Below are 20,632 nucleotides of genomic sequence, written 5' to 3'. Positions count from 1 at the left end.
TTGCCTCCCGAGACCTCTGAGAGACGAGAGATAGCAGTCAGTAGAGGGCGACGCGGACACCCTTCACCGGTTCGAGGGACGAGTGATGAGACAGAACTGAAGTGCCCCAAGAAATCGAACGCTGCGTCGTTCCGGCGGCCCCGGCACATGCCAACTGGAGGAACAGCGCGCTCCCGATCACGACCTCCCAGGTCAGGCCAGGGGAGGCGATCAGCAGCGGGATCTGGGTGAGCGGTGTGAGGGCGAGCGCGGTCAGCATCATCGGCCCGGGCCCGTACCGCCGCGTAACCGCTGGAGCGGCCAGCGCCCCGGCGGCAGCACCCAAGGCACCAAGCCCCAGCAGCACGCCGAACGCCGTCGGACTCACAGCCAAGGACCGCAACAAATACAGGGCCCACAGGGTGTTGAGTAGCGCCAGCGCGAAGGAGGTCGTGGCGTTTACCCAGGTCAGAACGCTCAGCCGGGGATCACCGTGCACGTACCTCAGACCCTCGACGATCTCCGTCCACAACCGGCGTCCTTCGGCCGGTGCGGGGGCGCTCTCGCGGGCCTGGATCCGGTAGGTACACCACGCGCTGACGAGGTAGGAGGCCACGTCGCCGAACAGCGCCCGGGCCGGGCCGAGCAGCGCGGTCAACGAGGCGCCGAGGTTGCTGCCGCCGGTCGCGGCGATCGCGAACAGCGCGCCGATACGGGAGTTGCTCCGCTGGATCAGCGACCGGTCGACCAGTCCCGGGAGCAGACTGATCGACGCTGCGTCGTGCACCACCGCCGCCGCGCTCCGAACAGCGGCGACGGCCATGAGGTGCACCAGGGTCAAGGTGCCCAACGCCGCAGCCACCGGGACCGTCGCGAGCGCCGCGGCGCTCACCAGGTCCCCGATGATCATTTGCCGCCGCTTGGAGTACCGGTCCGCCGCCGCCCCGGCGTGCAGCGCCAGCAGGGCCGGCGGCAGCTGACCGACAACCGCCAGGACCGAAACCTGCCCGGCGGTCGCGTCCAGATCGATGACAGCGATCACCGGCAGGACCATGGAGCTGATCGAGCTCCCGGCAACGCTGCAGGTCTGGCCGGTCATGTACCGGCGAAAATCACGGTGCCGCCACAACGACACGGAGGCGGCACCGGAGTCAGGGCTGCTCACGGAACACCCCCTCTGAGTCATCCGCGAATACGCGCGAGGCCGGGCGCGGGCACCGGTTCCTCCTGGGCAACCGCCTCCAGCGGGTGGACGGGCTCGGTACCCAACAGCCCCGGATGCGGAGTCGACGCAGGCCCGCGGTCATCGGTCCCACCCGAGTTCCGTGTAGCGGTGGCCGGCGGAGATTCCCTCGATGGCCGCGCGGGTGTACGGGACGAGCTCCTTCGGCAGGTCCGAAGGGTCAAACCACTGCCAGGCCAGGCACTTGTCGAGTTCGAGGACCTCGGGAACCCCCTCCCACCGGCTGGCCTGGAAGACCATCTGGAGCAGTGGGAGACCATCGGGGCTGTCGACGATGTGCACGACGTGCACCAGCTTCACGTCGGCCGGGTCAATGACCAACCCCGCCTCCTCCCGGGCTTCGCGGACCAGGCAGGTGACAGCGGACTCCCGTTCGCACTTCCCGGCGAGGAAGTGCCAGCTGCTCCCCGCGTACGCGACGTCCGGGTGGCGCAGTCCGAGGAGTACGCGTCCATGCTCGTCCTCCAGGTGGAGGTGGACGCCGATACCGTTGAGTACGGGCCGGCGGCTGCCGTCCCGTGCTGGCGGCGCCTCGTCCTGCTCTGCCTGCGGCGGGTGATCTGCTGCGTGGCGGCGGATCAGGTCGCCGAGTCCGGGGCTCAGGCGTAGCCGATCCAGTTGGTCCGGAGTAACCCAGTGCAGGAGAACCCCCTCCCGCAGCTCGAGCTGGTCGGGGTTCCCGTTCCACCGGCCGGCGAAGACGCGGATGGGGACGCGGAGGCCGTCGACGCTGGTGGCCTCCTCCGCTGCGTACGGCTCAAGGCCTTCCAGGTGCAGCCCGGGGACCTCCTCGGACAGTTCACGCAGCAGGGTGTCCTCCAGGCTCCGGTCGCCCCGCCTACGCCCGCCCCCAACCAGCGCCATCGTCCATGGCTGCCAAATTCCGGGCCGTTCGTCGCGAAGATGCAGCAGGTAGGACCCAGCACCGTCGTGGATCAGCGCGGAGGCGTTCACCGGCTCCGGCTGGCCGTCGAGCCCCGCTTCCATGAGTTTCGCGCGCAGTGTCGGCGAGGTGATGGCGGTGATGGGTACCCACTGGGAGCCGGACACCTCCTGGTCCTGGAGGACGGTCTCCGGCCGGTCCTTGTTGGCGAGGTAGAGGACGTAGCGGATGTCGTAGTGCTGGTGCGGGGGTTCGCCCTTGTCAGGGTTGTCGTCGATGGCGTGGACGTCGATGTCGATCGGTGTGCCGAGGGCCTGGGGCGTCAGGGTGAGGGCGTCGGCCGGGATTCCGGCCTCCTCCGCCAGCTCGCGCAGGGCCGCGCCGAGCAGGGAACGGTCACCGGCCTCTACGTGGCCGCCCGGAGCCAGAAGCAGCCCCGTCACCCGGTGTGAAATATGGAGAACATTGGCGTCTCGGTCGATGACGATGGCGCTGCACGTGACGTGGCCGGGCAGGGTGCTGCGGCTGGTCGCGTCGTCGGGCTGGTCGAGAGCGGCCAAGAGGTCGGCCAGGGTGTCCCGCTCGGCTGGGTGGTGGGCGAGGTAGGCCTCGACGGTCTTGCGGATGTGGGTGTGGCCGGGGGGCACGGAGGACTTCTCGCCTTCGGAGGGGGTGCGGTGTCTGGATCGGGGGTTCGGCGTCATGTGTCCGCGGGTCACCGCGCCTTCTCCTCGTGGTCGGCCAGCGGTGTGCTTCGCGGGCCGGGCACCGTGTCGGAGGCCGCTCCGATCCCGTACTGGGCGGCCTGCGCGGTGAACATTCCCTGGTAGGGGCCTTCGTGGGCCATCAGTTCCGCGTGAGTGCCTTCCTCGACGACTTGCCCGTCGGCGAGGACGTAGATGTGGTCGGCGTTCATCGTGGCGGCGAGCCGGTGGGTGACGAGGACGACCGCGTGCCCCTGCTCCGCCAGCGACCACAGACCCTTGAACGCGGCGATTTCAGCGAGTGGATCGAGGGCAGAGGTGGGCTCGTCGACCAGGAAGAACCGGGCCATCCGGTACAGCGCTCGAGCGGTAACCAACTTCTGCCATTCACCGCCTGAGAGCTGGACCCCGCGCTCGTAGCCCTTGATGACGATCGAGTTCCAGCCGTGCGGCAGCTTCTCGATCAGGTCGAGTACGCCCGCGGCACGGGCTGCCTCGCGGATGGCGCCCATGTCGCGGGGACGATCGCCGGCGCCGATGGCCACGTTCGCGGCGGCGGTCATCTCCCAGCGCGGGAAGTCCTGCGCCAGCACGCCGACCGACTCGAACACCTGCCCACGGTCCGCGTCGCGCAGCTCGACCCGCTCGCCCGACTCGCCCTCCCACCACACGCTTCCTTCGCTGGGGAGGAGGATCCCCGCGATGATCTTGGTCAGGGTGGTCTTGCCGGAGCCGTTCGCCCCGACGAGGGCGGTCACCGCGCCCGGTCGGATCTCCACGTTGACGCCCTTCAGGGCGGGTGTGTCGGCTCCCGGGTAGGTGAAGGTCACGCTCTCCGTGCGCACCGACTGGACGGGGGAGGGGAGGGGGGTGCCGGTCAGGGGGATCGCGTGCTTGCCCGCGATCTCGATGGCGTCCTCGGTGTCGGTGAGGAACAGCAGCTCCTCGTAGAGCCGGTTGACCTGCTGCACCAGGGAGGACAGGCGCGCGGTCGAGGTCCGGATGGCGACCACCGCGGTCCCCCCGACCGCCAGCGGCAGACCCCCGGCGGCCAGCAGCCACCACAGCATGCCGTAACAGCCCAGGGAGGCCAGACCCGCGAAGCCGCCTGCGACCAGGTCCGTGCCGGCCTGCGCCCGGGCCAGGCGCCGCTGCTCGGCCTCGGTCTGCCGGGACATCTCCTCGTAGCTGGCCAGCAGCTTCGTGCCAGCTGCGTGGACACGGATCTCCGCGGCGGCGTGGGGGCGGGTCAGGTAGGCCAGGAGCGAGGAGATCGCCCGGCGGTGATCGACCCAGTGCAGGCGGGAGAGGTAGTCGCGGCGAGCGGAGCGAACCGCCCCCCACCCCTTGGGAAGCGCGATGACCAGGAGCATGGGCAGCAAGGTCCAGTGCAGCGAGACCAGGACCACGGCGGCGGCCACCATGCCGATGACCACGTTGCCCACGCCGACCGACAGCCGGAGCATGTTGCGGGCGGAGTCGGTACCGAACCGTCCCGCCTCCAGCACCCGCTGCACTTCCGGCCGTTCGGTCGCCTCTACCTCGACATTGGTGACGGCCGTGTAGTACCGGGCCGACACCGCCCGCTCGACCTGAGGCTCCAGCCGGCCCGACATGGCCGTCGACCACGCTGCCAGTACCGCCGTCACCACCGCAGTGACCCCGAGTACTACCAGCGACGGCAGTGCCTCACGGAGTTTCCCGGCGGTCGGCCCGGTCGCGAACAGCTCGGTGAGCACGCTGTTGACGGCCACCAGCCCCCACCCGGCCGCCACACCCTGCCCGAGCTGCGCCGCCACGACCCCGGCCAGGGCTCGCGGGTCGGTGTGCCAGCCGGTGCGCAGGACCATCACCACCATGCGTGGCATGGCGGCAGCCATGTGCCCGAACCCGAGCCGGGTCAGGGGGCCTTCGTGTCGGACGAAGGACTGGTCGTACCGCAGCCGCCCCCCGTACAGCTCGCGCTCGGCATCGGAGATGCCGTCCGCGGCTTTGCTCTTGGGCTGCGTCTGCTGGGCCGCATCCGTGGGATCCGCTGTGCTGGCGGTCTCGCTCATGCTGTCCACCTCGTAACTGTTTGCGCCCAGCGGCGGGCGCGGACGTCGATCTGCCGGGGCCCCCGATGCTGGGAGGCGAGCGCGAGCGAGACCGGCCGGTGTTCGAAGCCGAGATGGCGATGAGCGGGGGTGGGTCCGGCGTTCACGATGTCCTCCAAATGGATCTTCTGTTGGCACTGGTGCTCTAAGAACGCCCCGGTTCCGTGGCCGTAACGGCCTCGGAAGGGTGATGAACTCGAACGTGAATCCGGATCACGTAGCTCGGGTAGGAGCGGCTTGATGGCTGGCTTTTGAACTCACGCGTTCGAGTGGTTGTCGAGCTCTGGCACCCGATCGGGGGCTTGTGCGACGTGTCGATCTCGATCAGGTGGTCGATTCGCCGGGGCTGCGATGCCGACCGGCGAGGGACAGCCGGCGGGGCGGGCGACGGAGCGAGGCCATACGGCCACGCTTCCTGTTCGGCATCGGCTGGGCTCCCTTCAGATCGACGTGCTGGACGGCGGGTTCAGGCACCTCCGGCGCATGGCGAGGAAGCCCGCCTGCACGACGGGCTGACGCGAGTTGGAAGGTGCTGGAACTGGAGGGGGCGAGTAGAGCGCAGGTTCCGAGGCGGAGCAGCAGGATCTGGCCGACCTCGTCGAACCCTCCTCCCAGTCGTCACCCGTGATCGTTTCCGGCAGCCGCAGGACTTGCCGGGTCGACGACCATGCGAGGTTTGCCGGAAGTGACCGGCGCAGGGGCGGCTCACCGAAAACCCCTTGCGGCCTTCAACGCTGTGTCGACTGCTGCACGCGCGTTCGTTGGGCGCGCCGCAGACCGCGCCCAGTTGCAAGCGGCTCTATGCGCCAGGAGGCGGACGACCGACCCTGGTGAACGCGCCGGTCCAGCAGAGATCGGCGACGATCTCGGCCGGCTCAGTCATCCGGGCTAGGGCGCTGCAGCGTCGTCGGTCAGGGCTGCCAAGAGCGGTCCTCCTCGGTGAGTGATGTGAGGGTCATGCCTTTCGGACCTGGAAGGCTGCCGTGGGGAACCGGCGGCCGTTGATCTGAAGGGCGATCGTGTGTGGTCCCGGGTGGAGCTTCACGGTGGCCGTCGATCGCAGCACGTGCTGCTTGGTGAGCGGCAGCGCCTCGCCTGGCTCGGCGGTGGCGCGGCGGAGGAAGTAGACCTTCTCGCGCGGCTTGCCGGTGGGTGTGGTGGAGGAGATCACGAACATCACGTCCACCGGTGCCGGGGCGGTCGTGGTGAGCTCGGCGGTGAAGCTGAGCGTCTCGCCGTCGGACAGTTCAGTGCGTTCCAGGACGAGGGGCGTTAGGGAGATCGGTGCGTCGGGCGCGTAGCCGAGGAAGGCGTACGCGGGTGGCCATCCGGCCTTCAGCCTGCCGCGTAGCGCCCCGCGGGCGAGCGTGTCGAACTCCTTGCTTGCCGTGGGGGTTGAGGCCTTCCAACGGAGGAGGGTGTCCAGGACGAGGTCGGGCTGTGTGGTGGCCAGGTCGTGGAGGTGGTTGGCGACCGAGGTGCGGACGTAGACGCTGTTGTCGGAGTAGAGCCGTTCGAGGACAGGGAGGGCGGTGTCGGCGGGCAGGCTGATGCGGGGAGCCCAGGGCAGCAGAGGGCGGGTGGCCTCGCTGGCGAGCCGGCGGGTGCGGTGGTCCTCGTCGCCTGCCCAGGAGTCGACGGCCTTCATCGTCTCCTCGGGGTAGGTGTTGAGGAAGTGGCGCGCGGCGACCTCGGCGGAGAAGTACCGGGTGAGGCGTGCGAGCGCCGCGAGGGCCTGGTCGAGGTCCTCGGTGGTGCGGTGGTAGCGGGCGACGAAGTCGGAGTGCGGAGAGTAGATGTGCGACCCGAAGTCGTTCGTGATGCCGGCGGCTTCGGGGGTGGGCGGAAGGGAGCGAAGGATCACGTCGAGGGCCTGGGGGCCGGTGACCGGAAGGTGGGTGTGCAGGGCCTCGCTGGTGCGGGCGATGCGGGCGCTCAGCTCCAGGCGGGGGAGATCTGCCATCACGGACCGCTCGAAGCCTTCGGCGTCGAACCGGGGGCAGACCGCCCGGATTTCCCGGGCGATGCGCGCGATGCGCTCCGCGTTGAGCGCGGTCTCTTTGAGGGGAACCTTCTCGGTCATGGGCACACCCTAGGACGGCGAAAGGAAGGGAAACGAGGGATCTGGCCGCCCGTCACTCCGGCGGTGTCGCATAGGGCGTGGGCTACCGGACGGCGGCCCGGTACAGGAGCCGCGGGTGGCGGGAGCTGTCGCAGGGGGAGGCGGTGTGCAAGGTCGCGAGGTTGTCCCACACGACGAGATCGCCCTGCTTCCACGGGTGGCTGTAGACGTACGGGTCGCTCGTCGTGTGCCGCAGCAGTTCCTCGACCAGGTCACGGCCTTCGTCTTCCGGCAGGCCGGTGATGGAGCGGATGACCATGGAGCCGAGCAGCAGGGACCGGGCTGCGGTGACCGGGTGCTGCAGGACGAGGGGGTGCTCGACGTCCGGGTGGCCGGTCAGGCTTCCGGCCGCGACGGACGACTGGCCGGCGCCGGCCTCGTGCTGCAAGGCGGCGAGCTGCTCGATGGAGTGCACCGCACGTAGGGCGTCGATCTTCTCCTTCACCGGCGCGGGGAGCTCGGCATAGGCGCGCGTGGCGTCGGCGAACCGTGTCTGCCCGCCCTGTTCGGGTGCGATGACCGAGTACAGCAGCGTCGCCCCGGTGAGCTCGTCCTTGAAGGAGTTGTCGGCGTGCCACTCCTCCTCGTCGTCGCCGTCGTAGATCCCGATGTGCTGTCCGTGCTCGGTGATGTTGCTGATCACGGTGAGGCCGGGGAAGCCGCCGACCGTGTACCGGCGGTCGGTGCGGGTGTCCACGGTCCCGAAGCAGCCGGCGGCCGCCAGGAGGTCTGCGTGGTTGAGGTGCTGCCCGGGCACGATCAGCAGCCGGTACTGACGCAGGGCGCCGGCGAGGTCGCGGGCGAGGGCCGGGGAAGGGCGGGTGAGGTCGCAGTCGACGATCGCGCCGAAGCCGCTGTCGTCGAGCGGGCGAAGTGATACGGACATCACGCCTCCGTTGAGTAGCCGGGCGGGCCGGGGGAGAGTGTGGGGTCAGAACTGGGAGGACTGCTGGAAGCGGCCGATGTCCTTGGTGCCGGAGGCGGCCATGCACAGGCGCTCGATGCCGATGCCCAGGCCGACGCTGTGGGCGGGCACCCGGCCGGCGTCGATCGCTGCCCGGGCCAGGGCCTGTTCGTCGTCGTACAGGTTGACCGCGCGGGCCCGCTCGACGAATGCGGGGCCGTCCGGTTCGTCCTCGTAACCGTGGGCGACCTCGATTCCGTCGACCAGGAGCTCGGTGCGGTTCAGGACGGCGGTCGTGCCGGGGGTGAGGCGGGCGCACGGCTCGTCCCCGCCGAGCGGGTAGTCGGTCAGGAACAGGGCGGCGCCCGCGCTCTGGACCTCCACCTCGGCCTCGATGAAGCGCCCGAGGACCACCTTGAACGGGGTGTCGGCGCTGAGCTGCATGTGCGCGGCCATCTTCCAGGGGAGGTCACCGAGCGGCTCGTCGCGCAGGTCGATGCCGAACACGTCACGGATGTAGCCGGCGACGGACAACCTCCGCGGGATGAAGGGGATGTGCGGGCCGACTAGCTGCTCGATCAGGGCGATCAGGAACTCGAAGGTCTCGTCGGCGGCGTAGAGATCGAGCATCCCGAACTCGGATGCGTGGAGTTCGTCGGGCTCTTCGGGCCGGTAGCAGGGGCCGATCTCGAAGACCCGGGGGTGGTGTTCGAGGTTCACCCGCAAGGCGGGCCCGATCATCGCCCGAAGGAACCGGCCCTCATCCAGCCCGACCGTAAGGCGGCGCCCCGGCCCGAGGTCGGCCCTGCGGATGGTCGGGGTGACGACTTCGACGAAGCCCTGCTCGTGCAGGGTGTTGCGCAGGCCGCGCAGTACGTCTGACTTGAGAGCGATCATCTCGCGGGACACGGGGCACTCCTTGGTCACAGGGCTGTAGGGCCGGAGCATGCGGGGCCGGTGGGCTCCGCGGCACGTCGTCGGCACCGGCACGCTAGTGCGCCCTCCCGGCGCACAGAACCCCTCGAAAACCGCTCTGGGGAGCCCGGTGTCACCACCGCAGGCATGCGGGTGGACCGGCGCTGTTGCGCGGCCTGCTCGCAGGGGCTGACCGTGCAACACCTGCGCGACACCCGGATGCACCCGATGCGACAGCCGTGCGTCCGGCGCGACACCGCGAGGCATTGCCGGGCTGGAGAGGGCGGCCCTAGCTTGATGGCTCGGCACCCGGCGGGATGGCGGTCACATGGACCGCTCCGGACGACAGGCACAGCCTGTACGCCGGCTCGCCTCTTCGCCCCAGCTCTCCACGTGAACGCACCACCCGCCGCGTGCTGCCTGGTGCCCAGGACCGCCAGGGATCCACCTGAGGTCCGCACGGCACACACCCCACCCGATCACCACACAACCCAGGGCACACCTGTGCCCTGAAAGGGAGAAGTCATGAACGTCGAACTGAAGTCCGGCATGCGGCCCGACGCCGAGCTGAAGACGGGTGTCCGCCCGGACGCGCTCCTCAAGACGGGTGTCCGCCCCGACGCCGAGCTGAAGACCGGCGTCCGCCCGGACGCCGCCTGATCAGCAACACCCCCACTCCCCTTCCCTCCTGAAGCCGCGGCCTGGGGTGGGCCCGCCTGACGGCGTGGCCCGTCCGGGACCCGGACCCGGCTGAGAAGGGGGACGGCCCCGGGGGTTCGGCGGCACCGCCGAACCCCCGGGTGCCCGGACCGGATCGAGAAGCAGACCCTGCCAGGAGGAATCGGATGAGCAGCCGAGCTGCGCGGGCAGCACGCACCCCGGCGCCCCCGCGCCGCACCCGCTACGGCACCGGAGCGTCGGGGCCGGCCCGCCAAGTACTGGGGCGAGAGCTGATCGCGGAGCTGGAGGGCCTGTGCGGGCGTCCGACGGTCGGGCTCCTCGACGTCCTGGTCGACGTCGCGTCCGTCATCGCGGCCGCCGTGCTCGGCACCTGGCTCGGCCACGGGATCGGACCAGCGCTCGCCGTTTGCTACATCGGGGTGCGCCAGCGGCATCTGTCGAACCTGGCCCACGAGTGCGTCCACGGAAAACTGGCCGCCGGCCGGCGGGCGAACCGGTGGATCGGCTACACCCTGACCGCCCTGCTGGGTGACGGCTTCCTGCCCTACAAGATCACCCACGGCATTCACCACGCCGAGCTCGGATCGGCCCGCGACCCCATGTTCCAGTCCTACCTGGCCGGAGACATCCGCCGCGCCGGGCCGCAGCCCACCCGCCGGGACTTCATCCTCAAGGTCATCGTCCGCAACGCCCTGTTCCGCCTGCCGAGGAGCGCGGTGCGCGCTCTGGTGACGAAGGCACCGGAGGAGACGTGGCGCGCGCCGGCTGCCCGGGGCCTCCTGTGGGGCGCCGCCCTGACCCTGTGCTGGGCGTTGGACGTGGTGGGCCCGTTCCTCCTGTACTGGCTCCTTGCGCTGGTCCTGGTCCGCCCGGCCGTCACCTGGATCACCGACCTCGGCAACCACGCGGGGCTGATCGAGGAGGAGGACCTGCTCTTGCAGACCCGCGGCTGGTCCTCGCACTGGCTCACCCGGCACCTGCTCGGCGGGCATCTGGACGACATGAACCACCCCGTCCACCACCTGTGCCCGCAGATCCCCTTCCGTCGCCTCCCCGAGGCCACGGCCATGGTGCGCGCCGGCCTGGAGCGGTGGCGCGACATCCCCTGGTGCAGCGGCTTCTTCTTCCGCCGCCGCACCACCCCTGATCAGCCCTGTGTGATCGAGGACATCATCGCGCGCCTGGCCGCCACGGCCCCCGCCCCGCAGAGGGCCGACGCCGCCTAGCCACCCCGCGTTCTCTCCCACTGTCCGAGCCGCTGCGGGCGACCGCCCGCACGCGCCTTTCCCGGCTGCCGACCTGCTCGGCAGATGCCGCCAAGGAGGCGGCCCGCCATGACCCCTGCCCTGCCCGTGCACAGCTTCGACGAGTGGAGCCCGCTCCGCGAAGTCGTCGTCGGCCGCGCCGACCACTACAACGCGCACCACGTCGACACCAGCTTCAAGCTGTTCTACTTCGACAACGTCAAGACCAGGGCCGCGGCCGGCCAGACGCTCCTGCCGATCCCCGACAGGTACGTCGACGAGCTCAACGAGGACGTCGAAGGCCTGGCCGCCGCCCTGGCCGCCCACGGGGTCACCGTCCACCGGCCCTCCGCCCCGGGCAAGGACCTCGACATCCGCTCGCCCTACTGGGACGCGCGGGCCACCCCGGCCCTCAACGTGCGCGACAACACGATCATCCTCGGTGACACCATCGTGGAGACCGCCCCGCACGTCCGAGCCCGGATCTTCGAGAACGACCAGCTCAAGGCCATCTTCCAGCGCTACTACAAGGCTGGGGCGCGGTGGGTGAGCATGCCGAGGCCCGCGCTGGCGCGCGGCTCCCTGGACACCGCCTACTTCGAGAAGCAGGGCATCGACGTGTCGGCCGTCATGGACGCCGACACGGCCCTGCCCATCGACGGCCTCGACCTGGAGATGATCTTCGACGGGGCGCAGTGCATGCGCCTGGGCGCGGACGTCCTGGTCAACGCCGCCAACACCAACCACCATCTGGCCCTGCGCTGGCTGCGCGAGGTCATCCCCAGCCTGCGCTTCCACCTCCTCGACGGGATCGCCGACAGCCACATCGACAGCGTCGTCGTGCCGCTGCGGCCCGGCCTGATGCTGCTGCGCTCCCCGCAGTACCTGTCCTACCTGCCCAAGGCCATGCAGGGGTGGGACGTCATCTACCCGCCCGCGATGGACGAGGCCGCGTTCCCCGACTACAGCGAATTCGGCTTCAACATCGCCAGCCGCTACATCGACATGAACGTCCTGTCGATCGACGAGAACACCGTCGTCGTCAACTCCCTCTACCCCGAGCTGATCCGGGTCCTGGAGGGCCGCGGGTTCACGGTCATCCCCGTACTCCACCGCCACCGGCGGCTGGCGGGCGGCGGCTACCACTGCTTCACCCTCGATACGGTCCGCACCGGCGGCCTTGAGGACTACCTGAACTAGCCCCGCCCGCCCGTGGGCGGCGCCGTCCCGTTCGCCGGCTGCACCCCCTGCAGCTGTGACCGTCAGGAGATCGCGTGAACACCACCCTCTGGCCCCCCACCACCGAGTTCTGGAGCAGGACCTTTCCCGAAGCGACCAGGAACCGGACCACCCCGCACCTGTTCAAGGGGATCATCCCGCCCTCCGCCGCCAGCCCCCAGGACGCCTTGGCCGGCCTGGAGTCGCTGCGCCGCGCGCACGCCGCCGGAACCGTGCACGCCGCGCGAGCCCGCGTGTACGTCGGCGAGGAACGCCACGACGAGCTCATCGAAACGGTCCTGGCCAAGGACGGCTGGGATGAAGGCCAGTTCGTGCCGTGGATGCAGTCCCTCGTCGGAGCCGAGCGCTTCAGCCTCGTCCTCAACAACCTGGAGACCGCCTCCCCGAAGCTCGCCGCAGGCCTCGGCGTGTTCCTGCGCTCCCTCTACGAGGGCTGGGGCGTGCCCATCGGCGGAGCCGAGCAGGTCGCGTTCGCCGGCAACTATGCCGGGACCGCGTTCGGGGTCCACGAGGGCGCCGAGGACGCGTTCCTGTGCCACCTGGGCCCGGGCGTCAAGGACTTCTACTGCTGGTCGCAGGAGGACTACGTACGCCTCACCGGCGGCATTGCCCCGTTGAAGGGGGACTACCAGTGGCTCCTGGAGCACGCTGAGCGGTTCGTCATGGAACCCGGCGACGCGCTGTTCCTTCCCAAACGGGTCTTCCACGTCGGCCGGCAGGACGAATTCAGCATCTCCGTCGCGGTGAGCCTGTACACCTACCCCGACGACCGACTGCTGCGCCTGTCCGTCCTGCCCGAACTCCTGGAGCGGCTCCTCGGCGAAGACCCCACCAACCCTATGGGCGAGCAGTCACCCCTGCACGCCGCCGCCGCGGGCAGCGCCCCGGCCGTCACCCGCCTCACCGACCGGGCCCGCGCCGCGCTGGCCGACGCCGACGAACAGCTCGGCGCGGCGGTCGCCCGGCACGTGGAAGAGCGCTGGATGGTGCTGGAGACCAACGGCGGCTGGGAGAACGTCGCCAGCGACCTCGGCCGCATGGACGCGGCCGCCGCGTTCGACGCCTCCCGGCTGCTTGCCGGCACGGAGGTGGCCATCCCCGCCCCCTACCAGCTGCGGATCACCGGCCCCCAGCAGGCATACCTGCGGGGTGTCGCCGTCTCCTGCGACACCACCGCCATGACCGCGGGCCTGATCGACGCCCTCAACACGCACACCCCCACCGCCCTGCCCGACGACGACAGGCTGCGGGAGAGCCTCGCGGCGCTCGGCGCCACGGGCGGCATCCACATCCTCACCGGCTCCAACACCCCGGAGGCACGCGCATGAGCACCAGCACTTCCCTGGTCGACGCCTACCTCAAGGCCAACCCCGAGACCCGGATCGCCATCAGCCGGACCCTGCAGGGCAGCCTCACCGACGGCACCGTGCTCGTCGACCGGCACCTCAAGCCGATGATCGACACCGTGTACGCGCAGATCCGCGACCTGGTCGGCCCCGGACAGCTCACCGCCGGGCAGGCCCGGATGTACATCTCGGAGCTGTCGGTCTTCGCCCGCTACAACGCCGCCTACCTCCGCCAGGCCACCGCGTCCGTCGCGAGCTTCTGCCCCGCGCTCGCCCACGAGCTGTACCGCAACTTCCTCGAAGAGGGCGGCGAGCCCGGAAAGGTGCCGGCGCATTACGTCCTGTACTCCGCCGCGCTCCTGAGCGACCTGGACCTTCTCGTCGTCGGCCACGTCCCGGCCGCCGAGACGCTGATGCTGATGTCTCTGCACGAGCGGATGGTCAACTCGCACCAGCCGAGCGCCATCGCCGGCGGCTACTACGCCACCGAGGGCGTCGCCATCGCCGAGACGGAGATCCTGCGCGAGATCACGGACCAGTACGGCGAGGTCACGGTCGGCATGAGCGGCAGCAAGCTGGAGAAGCTCGACTTCTACTACCGTCTCCACCTCGACGACGACCACGAGGCGGCGCAGGTCGGGGGAATGAGCGTGGAGGCCGCTCACATCGAGGGCCTGGCTCACTTCCTTCGGAAGAGTGAACTCTTTCACCTGGACCTCGCCCAGGCTCTGACCGGGTTCCTGGAGATCCTCAAGGGAATGGAAGAGTGGTGGCTCCGACTGGTCCGCCGCGCAAAGGACATCGCCTGATGAACACCACCCCAGCCGAACACGCCGACGAGCGGACAGGCGGCTGCCGCTGCGGCCTGATCCAGTTCACCGTCACGGGCTCGGCGATCTACCCGCACACCTGCAGTTGCGTCGACTGCCAGAAGCTCGGCGGCGGACCGATGATGTGGTGGGCCGGCTGGCCCGCCGAGCGGATCGCCTGGAGCGGCTGGGACTCCATCAAGTGGTTCGAGACCTTCAAGGACGAGGCCAAGCGCGGGTTCTGTCCCGAATGCGGCACACGCCTGGCCGCCATCGACAGCAACATCCCCGAGATCGGCATCAACGTCACCGCCCTGGAGAGCACCACCGGCGCAGACCTGATCCCCATCAACCAGTCCTTCCGCAAGACCGCGGTGCACTGGCTGCCCCAGGTCCCGGACGCCGCGGCCAGCACCGTCGGCTGAGACCCGAGCCCCTGGGTGTCCGCCGGCCCTGACCCGGCGGACACCCAGGCCCCGCCTGGGCACCGCCAACCGCCGCGGCTTAGCCGCACCGCCGCCCAGGAGGCCCGCCGTGCCCCAACCGCACGCCACCACCGAATACGGAACCCTCCGCGCCGTCGCCATGCGCTACGCCGGAGACCACCTCCGCGACCTCACCGATCCACACCCCGATCCCGTCTTCGCCCGCCAGCAGGCCACCAGCACATGGGCCGACTACCGGCCGGACACGGTCCGCACGCAGCAGAACGCCCTGATCCGCCTGCTGCGCGGCCGCGGCACCGAGGTGATCCTCCTGGAGGACGCCCCGGGCTGCTCGGCGCAGCACTTCCCCCGCGACACCGCCTTCGTGATCGACCACCTCCTCGTCGTCGCCCGGCTCAACTCCCGCCACCGCCTCCCCGAGACCGCCGCACTCACCCGGCTCTTCCCGGACGAACCCCACGTCGTCCATCTCGCCGCAGGCACCATCGAGGGAGGCGACGTCGCACTTCACGACGGGACCGTGCTGGTCGGCCTCAGCGAGGAAACCTCCCCCGAGGGCGCCCGAGCGCTGCAGCAGGCGCTGGCTGCTGGCGGCGTCGACCGGGAGGTCCGGACCGTCGCGTTCACGGGGCCCGGGATTGTCCACCTCGACGACCACTTCGTCATCGTCGCCCCCGCGACCGCGCTCATCCACCGCGCCGTGTTCCCGCCCGCCGAGCTCGCCTGGTTCGAACGGCACTTCGACTTGATCGACGTGAGCGACGAAGAGGCGCTTACCGTCCAGGCCAACGTCCTGGCCATCGCCGCGGACACGGTCGTCGTCGCGGCCGGCAGCGACCGCATCGCCGCGCAGCTGGTCGGGCGCGGCATCGAGGTCCTCACCGTCGACTACTCCGAGGTCACCCGCGTCCCCGGATCCCTGCGCTGCACCACCCTGCCCCTCATCCGCAGCTGACCGCCCCCGCCACCAACCCGAACGCCACCAACCCCGCCGTCGCGGACGGGCCGGGCCGGTGCGCGCCCACACCCCCGAAGTGGAGGTTCTCGTGTCCGACCCGCTGGTGTCCCTGCTTGTGGCCGTGCCGGCCGTGGTGCTCTCGTGCCAGGCCGCCGGCCGGGCCGTGCGCCTGATCGGACAGCCGCCCGTCATCGGCGAGATCCTCGCCGGGATCCTCATAGGCCCCTCCCTGCTCGGCACTCTCGCCCCCGGCATCCAGCAGCAGCTCCTCCCGCCGTCGGTCCTGCCCGTCACCTCGGCCCTGGGGAGTCTCGGCCTGCTCGCCTTCCTCTTCCTGATCGGCCTGGAGCTCGACCTCCGCGCCCTGCGCGGCGCGCGAAGCTCCGTCATATCCGTCAGCCTCGGGGGCCTCGTGCTGCCCCTCGCCCTGGGCGGCGCGCTGGCCGCCGCCATGTACCCCTACCTGGCACCACCCGGCGTCGAACGCCTCCCCTTCATCCTGTTCGTCGCCGTCGCCCTGTCCATCACCGCGTTCCCCGTCCTCGCCCGGATCCTCTCCGACCAAGGTCTGGACGCCACACCCCTGGGCACGTTCGCGCTAGCCTGCGCCGCCCTGGACGACGCGCTCGCCTGGTGCCTGCTCACCGCGGTCATCTCCCTGAGCACCGCCGGGACAGCTCTGGCCGCCCTGACCACCCTCGCCCTGGCCGCAGTCTGGGCCGCCGCGCTCACCCTCCTGCGCCCGGCACTGGGCAAAGCACTCCTACGGGCCGGGCGTACCTCCGACGACCTCGTACTCGCCGCACTGGTCGCCGGCCTGTGCCTCAGCGCCTACGCCACCGCCCGCATCGGAGTCCATCCCGCGATAGGAGCCTTCCTCTTCGGCGCCAGCGCCCCCCGGTCCCTGCCCGCTGTCGAACGCGGGGCCGCCCGCCTGCGCGCGGTGTTCCTCCCGCTGCTCCTCCCGTTCTTCTTCGTGGACACCGGCCTGCACACCGACTTCTCCACCCTCCCGGCCGGGCAGTGGGGCTGGGGCGCGGCGATTCTGGCGGTCGCTGTCCTCGGCAAGTGGGGCGGGGCCGCCGGCGCCGCACGGCTAACGGGCGCCGACTGGAGGTGGGCGGCCGCCGTCGGCACGCTGATGAACTGCCGCGGCCTGACCGAACTCGTAGTGCTCGGCATCGGCCTCCAACTCGGCATCATCTCCCCGGAGCTGTTCACCCTCCTGGTCGTCATGGCCGTCATCACCACCGGGGCCACCGCCCCGATAATGCGCCGCCTGACCGGCCGCGACCCCCGCATGTCCCCACCAGCACCAGGCCACTCACCGGCCCTCGGCAAGGAACGAGAGGCCACCGGATGACCCAGGGCCCCGTCATGACGGCGGTCCTCACCCGCCGCAGCATCTCCCGCCTGACCGAGCCAGCCCCCGGTCGGCCCGAACTCGAAGAACTCGTCCAGGCCGCGGCCACCGCCCCCGACCACGGACGGATACGGCCCTGGCGGCTGATCCCCGTGACCGGGGACGAACGCGCTCGCCTCGGCGATGCCCTCGGTGAAGCCGCTCCACCCGAACACGCACAACACGCCGCCAACAAGCCGCTGCGCGCCCCGCTGCTCCTCACCGTCGTCCACTGCCCGCACCCTGACCACCCGCGTGTTCCCCGGTGGGAGCAACTGGCCGCCACCAGCGCCATGGTCACGACCCTGTCGCTCCTCCTGCACAGCCGCGGCTGGGGCTCGATCTGGCGTACCGGACCAGCCACCGAGGCACCCCAGGTCCGCAAGTACCTCGACCTCGACGACGGCGAGCAGCTCCTGGGCTGGCTCTACATCGGGACACCCAAGCGGCCCGGCACCGGCCTGGAACGCCCGGTGCTGGACCCCCGCACCAAGATCAGCTGGGCGTACGCGCCCACCCGTTGACGACCGGCCCCTCGCGTGGGCAACGCGCCCATCGTGTCCATGCTCCGGCCGGCGAGCTCACCTCACCATCACGACGCCCGAGAGCGGTACTCCACGCGCCGACGGACACCACGCCGGCGGCCTGGATGGTCACGCATGTTCCGCCTACCTGACTGAAAGGGAAGACAGATGAGGCAAGTCATAGAACTGGACGTGCACGGAAAACCGGTGCACGTTCTGGTGCGCTCGGAGCCTGAATTGGAGGGACGGGCCTCCCTGTGGCCGAGCGTCGGCGAGTACCCCATCTACGACCCGTTTCTCTACACCACCATGACGACGGACGAGGAACGCAACAAACGGTTCCGGACCGCGCTGGAACAGCTGGCACCGGGCCGGCGCGTCCTGGACATCGGGACGGGACAGGACGTCGTGTGGGCGCGGGAGAGCGTGCGGGCGGGAGCCCGGCAGGTCACCGCGATCGAGGTGATGGAGGACTCCTTCCGCCAAGCCGCTGTGAACCTGACCGCCTACGGCCTGGAGGACCGGGCCACGCTCCTGCTCGGCGAATCGACCAGCCTGGCATTCGCGCCGCAGGCCGACGTGTGCGTGGCTGAGATCATCGGGTCCGTCGCGAGCGCCGAAGGCGCCGCCGCCGTACTGACCGACGCCAGACGCAGGCACCTCGTACCGGACGGCGTCATCGTCCCGCACCGGGCCGTCACGCGGGCCGCCGCGGTATGCCTCTCCGACGTACTGGGTGAACAGCACATCGCATTCGCGGCCGAGTCCATTCCCTATCTCCAGAGCATCTTCAACTGGAACACGAGCCCCTTCGATGTACGCCTACGGATCGAAAACGCATCGCCGGACGCTCTGGTATCCGAGAGCGCCGAAATCGAATCCCTCGACTTCAACGGCACACTCCACACCGCCCAGCAGACGACCACGTGCCTGGCCATCCAGCGCTCGGGCCGCATCGACGGAGTACTGGCCTGGCTCCAGCTCTGGTGCCTGTCCGACGACGAGCCCCTCGACGCCCTGCGGATGAAGACCAACTGGGCCTCGATCTACTGCCCGCTCTTCCAGGAACCCGTGCCCGTCGAACCCGGCGACACGCTGGACCTGGTGTTCGCCTCGTCCCTCGGCGCGGATGGGGTCCACCCCGACTACCAGCTGTCCGCGACCCTGCACACGGCGGACGGGCGCACCCACAACGGGTCCCTGGAGTCACCTCATCGCGGGGCGCACTTCCGAACGCACCCCGTCTACCGCCTTCTGTTCCCGGCCCCCTGACGAGCGGCCCCCGTCTAGAAGTCGTCGAGCGGCTGGCCGGCGGCGAGCCGCGAAATCCTTGCGGCCAGCCGGCGGCTGACCAGCGGCCGTGATGCCTCCTCGGCGCGCCTGGCCTTGTCCCCGTACGCGGTGAGGTCTCCTCCCAGCCGGGCCAGTTCCGCGCCAGTGATCAACAGCTCGACCCGGTCGCGCAGGCGCTCGTACGGCATGCCCTCGGCCTCTTTCAACGCCAGCATGCCCGCGTCGACCAGCCCGGCGCCGGCAAGCGCCCACGCCGCCTGCGCCTCCAGCTCGAACCGGTCGAACCAGGCAAGCCAGTCCAACGACGAGGATGCCTTCGCCTGGTCGAACCCCTCACGGGCACGGGTCACCGCGGCGATCGTCCGCTCGGGGTTCTGGTTGAAGGACCACGCGCGCGCCTCGGTGATCGCGGCGTACGCCCGCACCAGGGGCGGTGCTCCTTCAGCGGCGAGTACGGCGCTGCGGGCGTGGGTGAGAACCTCGCGGCGATCTCCCTGGGCGGCCGCCAGCCGGGTCTGGTGGATGTGCACCCGGGCGATGCGGGCGCGGTCACCGATCGCCTGGGCCAGACGCATCGCCTGCAGGTCGTAGCGCTGTGCGAACCCGGCAAGCTGATCATCATACGCCATGCTGGCCATCGCGAGGACCGCGTCCGCGACGCTGCCGTAGAGCCGCTTACCCGCCTTGGCGGAGAAGGCCCCGTCGAGCAGCGGCACGGTCTGCATCGCAAGGAAGCCGGCGAAGACCGAACGGAACTTGCCGCCACCGTGCTGTCCGTCGAGCGCGCCGTAGAGCCTGGTCTGGTCCTCCAGAAGCGTGATGTCCGAGGCCGTCACCTTGTAAGTGCCGGAACCGGAGATATCAGGGTCCGGGGGCATGACGAGCGCTTCGCGCGAGGCGAGTCCGAACGCCCTGGGGAAGAACATGCTCTTGATCAGGGCCGGGTCGCGCTGCGCGTCGATCTCCCAGAGCCTTCCCAGCGTCCGGATCGCGTGCGGGAGATCCGAGTACTCCAGGGACTCGGTGGCGATATCCGTGGTGTCGGCAGGCCACCCCAAGCTCTCCGGGGTGACCTGTTTGCCGAGCGCAGAGGAGAGGACATGGCAGGCGGCGGCCGCGAGAGACGCACTCGGAGTCGTCTCACCCGAACACCAGCGCGCAACAGTGCTCGGGCTCACGGTGTTCGGCAGGCCCACGGCCTGGCAGCGTTCATACACCCGCCGCGCGAATCCCCGGCCGGACCATCGCAGCTGAGCCAGGTGCTTGTGTAGCAACTCGTTGCGGCTGGGGGCGTCTCCCCTCCTGCCGGAACCCGCCATGACGCCGTCCTTCGCAGTCGTACCCAAGGCGGCCCCGGCGCCTCGTACCTGGGGGTACGGGAGGTGGGCTGGCGGAGGCCGCCTTCGGATGGTGATCGGGGGAGTCGCGCAACGCGAGGGCCGAAGGCTGGTCAGCACCTCATGGCGGGGCGGGCCAGGGGGAAGGACGGCGCCCACCGGCCCGCCGGCAACGAACCGGTCGGCAGGACGAATCCGCGACCTGCTCCGGGACGGGGAGACCGGGGCGGGGTCGCTTCGGTGGACCACGCCGGAGCGATCGGTGTCCGTGTGAGCGCGCTCATCGCGAAACGCTCGCCAGGGCCACGCCGGAGAACCGGTCGAGAGCGGTCTCGATGGCTGTGGCAATGCACGCTGTGTGCCAGGCCCTGGCGCGTGAGCTCCTCACACGGCTCTTCATCCAGTTCGCTGGCGAAGGTGATGCGGCTGGGTGTGCGTACACGGTCATGCGAGAACCCCCTGGGGCCGGTGACGAAGGACGCAACGGGGAGCGCGGGTCACACGGGC

General features: G+C 70.2%; 17 protein-coding genes. 10 read left to right on the top strand and 7 right to left on the bottom strand.

The genetic code is table 11. From position 1 onward, the window contains the following. Positions 1–37: 37 nt before the first annotated feature. The 6 genes from Sspor_RS07070 to Sspor_RS07045 all read right to left on the bottom strand — a co-directional run bounded on the left by Sspor_RS07070 (position 38) and on the right by Sspor_RS07045 (position 8,840). Positions 38–1,144, bottom strand: coding sequence for an MFS transporter (locus tag Sspor_RS07070; protein ID WP_237403714.1), 1,107 nt, complete (start codon positions 1,142–1,144; stop codon positions 38–40). Between the two features lie 138 nt (positions 1,145–1,282). Beyond that, complete coding sequence (locus tag Sspor_RS07065; protein WP_308445529.1) at positions 1,283–2,824, bottom strand: NUDIX domain-containing protein; 1,542 nt, start codon at positions 2,822–2,824, stop codon at positions 1,283–1,285. Continuing rightward, positions 2,821–4,866 carry an ABC transporter ATP-binding protein gene (locus Sspor_RS07060; protein ID WP_202198296.1) on the bottom strand — a complete coding sequence of 682 codons (2,046 nt, stop codon included), beginning with the start codon at positions 4,864–4,866 and terminating at the stop codon, positions 2,821–2,823. Before Sspor_RS07060 ends, Sspor_RS07065 begins: the two co-directional genes overlap by 4 nt. Positions 4,867–5,860: 994 nt before the next feature. Next, complete coding sequence (locus Sspor_RS07055; protein WP_202198295.1) at positions 5,861–6,988, bottom strand: YhaZ family DNA alkylation repair protein; 1,128 nt, start codon at positions 6,986–6,988, stop codon at positions 5,861–5,863. Between the two features lie 82 nt (positions 6,989–7,070). After that, the gene (locus Sspor_RS07050; protein ID WP_202198294.1) at positions 7,071–7,913 is read right to left on the bottom strand and encodes a TauD/TfdA dioxygenase family protein; all 843 of its coding nucleotides are present in this window, start codon (positions 7,911–7,913) and stop codon (positions 7,071–7,073) included. A 45-nt stretch (positions 7,914–7,958) separates the two neighbouring features. After that, entirely contained in the window at positions 7,959–8,840 is an 882-nt protein-coding gene (locus Sspor_RS07045) for an amino acid--tRNA ligase-related protein (protein WP_237403713.1), read from the bottom strand. A gap of 531 nt (positions 8,841–9,371) precedes the next feature. Between Sspor_RS07045 and Sspor_RS41030 the strand changes: the two genes are divergently transcribed. The 10 genes from Sspor_RS41030 to Sspor_RS07000 all read left to right on the top strand — a co-directional run bounded on the left by Sspor_RS41030 (position 9,372) and on the right by Sspor_RS07000 (position 18,767). Then, the gene (locus Sspor_RS41030) at positions 9,372–9,506 is read left to right on the top strand and encodes a hypothetical protein (protein ID WP_272934831.1); all 135 of its coding nucleotides are present in this window, start codon (positions 9,372–9,374) and stop codon (positions 9,504–9,506) included. Between the two features lie 185 nt (positions 9,507–9,691). Beyond that, positions 9,692–10,753: a fatty acid desaturase family protein gene (locus tag Sspor_RS07040; RefSeq protein ID WP_202198293.1), complete on the top strand. Its 1,062-nt coding sequence runs from the start codon at positions 9,692–9,694 to the stop codon at positions 10,751–10,753. Between the two features lie 108 nt (positions 10,754–10,861). Further along, positions 10,862–11,971 (top strand): inosamine-phosphate amidinotransferase 1, encoded by a 1,110-nt coding sequence (locus tag Sspor_RS07035; RefSeq protein WP_202198292.1) that lies wholly within the window; start codon positions 10,862–10,864, stop codon positions 11,969–11,971. A 74-nt stretch (positions 11,972–12,045) separates the two neighbouring features. Beyond that, on the top strand, positions 12,046–13,338 hold the full coding sequence (locus tag Sspor_RS07030) for a JmjC domain-containing protein (protein ID WP_202198291.1): 1,293 nt from the start codon (positions 12,046–12,048) through the stop codon (positions 13,336–13,338). Continuing rightward, positions 13,335–14,165 carry a DUF3865 domain-containing protein gene (locus tag Sspor_RS07025; RefSeq protein ID WP_202198290.1) on the top strand — a complete coding sequence of 277 codons (831 nt, stop codon included), beginning with the start codon at positions 13,335–13,337 and terminating at the stop codon, positions 14,163–14,165. The genes Sspor_RS07030 and Sspor_RS07025 overlap by 4 nt, the downstream gene beginning before the upstream one ends. Next, entirely contained in the window at positions 14,165–14,590 is a 426-nt protein-coding gene (locus tag Sspor_RS07020; RefSeq protein WP_202198289.1) for a GFA family protein, read from the top strand. The genes Sspor_RS07025 and Sspor_RS07020 overlap by 1 nt, the downstream gene beginning before the upstream one ends. 109 nt (positions 14,591–14,699) lie before the next feature. Continuing rightward, the gene (locus Sspor_RS07015) at positions 14,700–15,566 is read left to right on the top strand and encodes a dimethylarginine dimethylaminohydrolase family protein (protein WP_202198288.1); all 867 of its coding nucleotides are present in this window, start codon (positions 14,700–14,702) and stop codon (positions 15,564–15,566) included. A 91-nt stretch (positions 15,567–15,657) separates the two neighbouring features. Next, complete coding sequence (locus Sspor_RS07010; RefSeq protein ID WP_202198287.1) at positions 15,658–16,932, top strand: cation:proton antiporter; 1,275 nt, start codon at positions 15,658–15,660, stop codon at positions 16,930–16,932. After that, positions 16,929–17,495: a nitroreductase family protein gene (locus Sspor_RS07005; protein WP_202198286.1), complete on the top strand. Its 567-nt coding sequence runs from the start codon at positions 16,929–16,931 to the stop codon at positions 17,493–17,495. The genes Sspor_RS07010 and Sspor_RS07005 overlap by 4 nt, the downstream gene beginning before the upstream one ends. Positions 17,496–17,663: 168 nt before the next feature. Further along, the gene (locus Sspor_RS07000) at positions 17,664–18,767 is read left to right on the top strand and encodes an SAM-dependent methyltransferase (RefSeq protein WP_202198285.1); all 1,104 of its coding nucleotides are present in this window, start codon (positions 17,664–17,666) and stop codon (positions 18,765–18,767) included. A gap of 14 nt (positions 18,768–18,781) precedes the next feature. Here the strand turns inward: Sspor_RS07000 and Sspor_RS06995 are convergent, their stop codons facing one another. Continuing rightward, positions 18,782–20,107 (bottom strand): NsdA family TPR-like regulatory protein, encoded by a 1,326-nt coding sequence (locus Sspor_RS06995; protein WP_237403712.1) that lies wholly within the window; start codon positions 20,105–20,107, stop codon positions 18,782–18,784. Between the last annotated feature and the right edge of the window lie 525 nt (positions 20,108–20,632).

Origin of the sequence: Streptomyces spororaveus, from assembly GCF_016755875.1 — a bacterium.
Taxonomy (GTDB): Bacteria; Actinomycetota; Actinomycetes; order Streptomycetales; family Streptomycetaceae; genus Streptomyces; species Streptomyces spororaveus.
The sequence above is the reverse complement of the archived record's forward strand: the minus strand, read 5'-3'. Positions and strand labels throughout refer to the sequence as shown.

Coding starts and splice junctions, on each gene's coding strand:
- Sspor_RS07000 (WP_202198285.1), top strand. CDS start 17,664: ATGAGGCAAGTCATAGAACTGGACGTGCACGGAAAACCGGTGCACGTT.
- Sspor_RS06995 (WP_237403712.1), bottom strand. CDS start 20,107: ATGGCGGGTTCCGGCAGGAGGGGAGACGCCCCCAGCCGCAACGAGTTG.
- Sspor_RS07020 (WP_202198289.1), top strand. CDS start 14,165: ATGAACACCACCCCAGCCGAACACGCCGACGAGCGGACAGGCGGCTGC.
- Sspor_RS07060 (WP_202198296.1), bottom strand. CDS start 4,866: ATGAGCGAGACCGCCAGCACAGCGGATCCCACGGATGCGGCCCAGCAG.
- Sspor_RS07055 (WP_202198295.1), bottom strand. CDS start 6,988: ATGACCGAGAAGGTTCCCCTCAAAGAGACCGCGCTCAACGCGGAGCGC.
- Sspor_RS07040 (WP_202198293.1), top strand. CDS start 9,692: ATGAGCAGCCGAGCTGCGCGGGCAGCACGCACCCCGGCGCCCCCGCGC.
- Sspor_RS07005 (WP_202198286.1), top strand. CDS start 16,929: ATGACCCAGGGCCCCGTCATGACGGCGGTCCTCACCCGCCGCAGCATC.
- Sspor_RS07025 (WP_202198290.1), top strand. CDS start 13,335: ATGAGCACCAGCACTTCCCTGGTCGACGCCTACCTCAAGGCCAACCCC.
- Sspor_RS41030 (WP_272934831.1), top strand. CDS start 9,372: ATGAACGTCGAACTGAAGTCCGGCATGCGGCCCGACGCCGAGCTGAAG.
- Sspor_RS07035 (WP_202198292.1), top strand. CDS start 10,862: ATGACCCCTGCCCTGCCCGTGCACAGCTTCGACGAGTGGAGCCCGCTC.
- Sspor_RS07050 (WP_202198294.1), bottom strand. CDS start 7,913: ATGTCCGTATCACTTCGCCCGCTCGACGACAGCGGCTTCGGCGCGATC.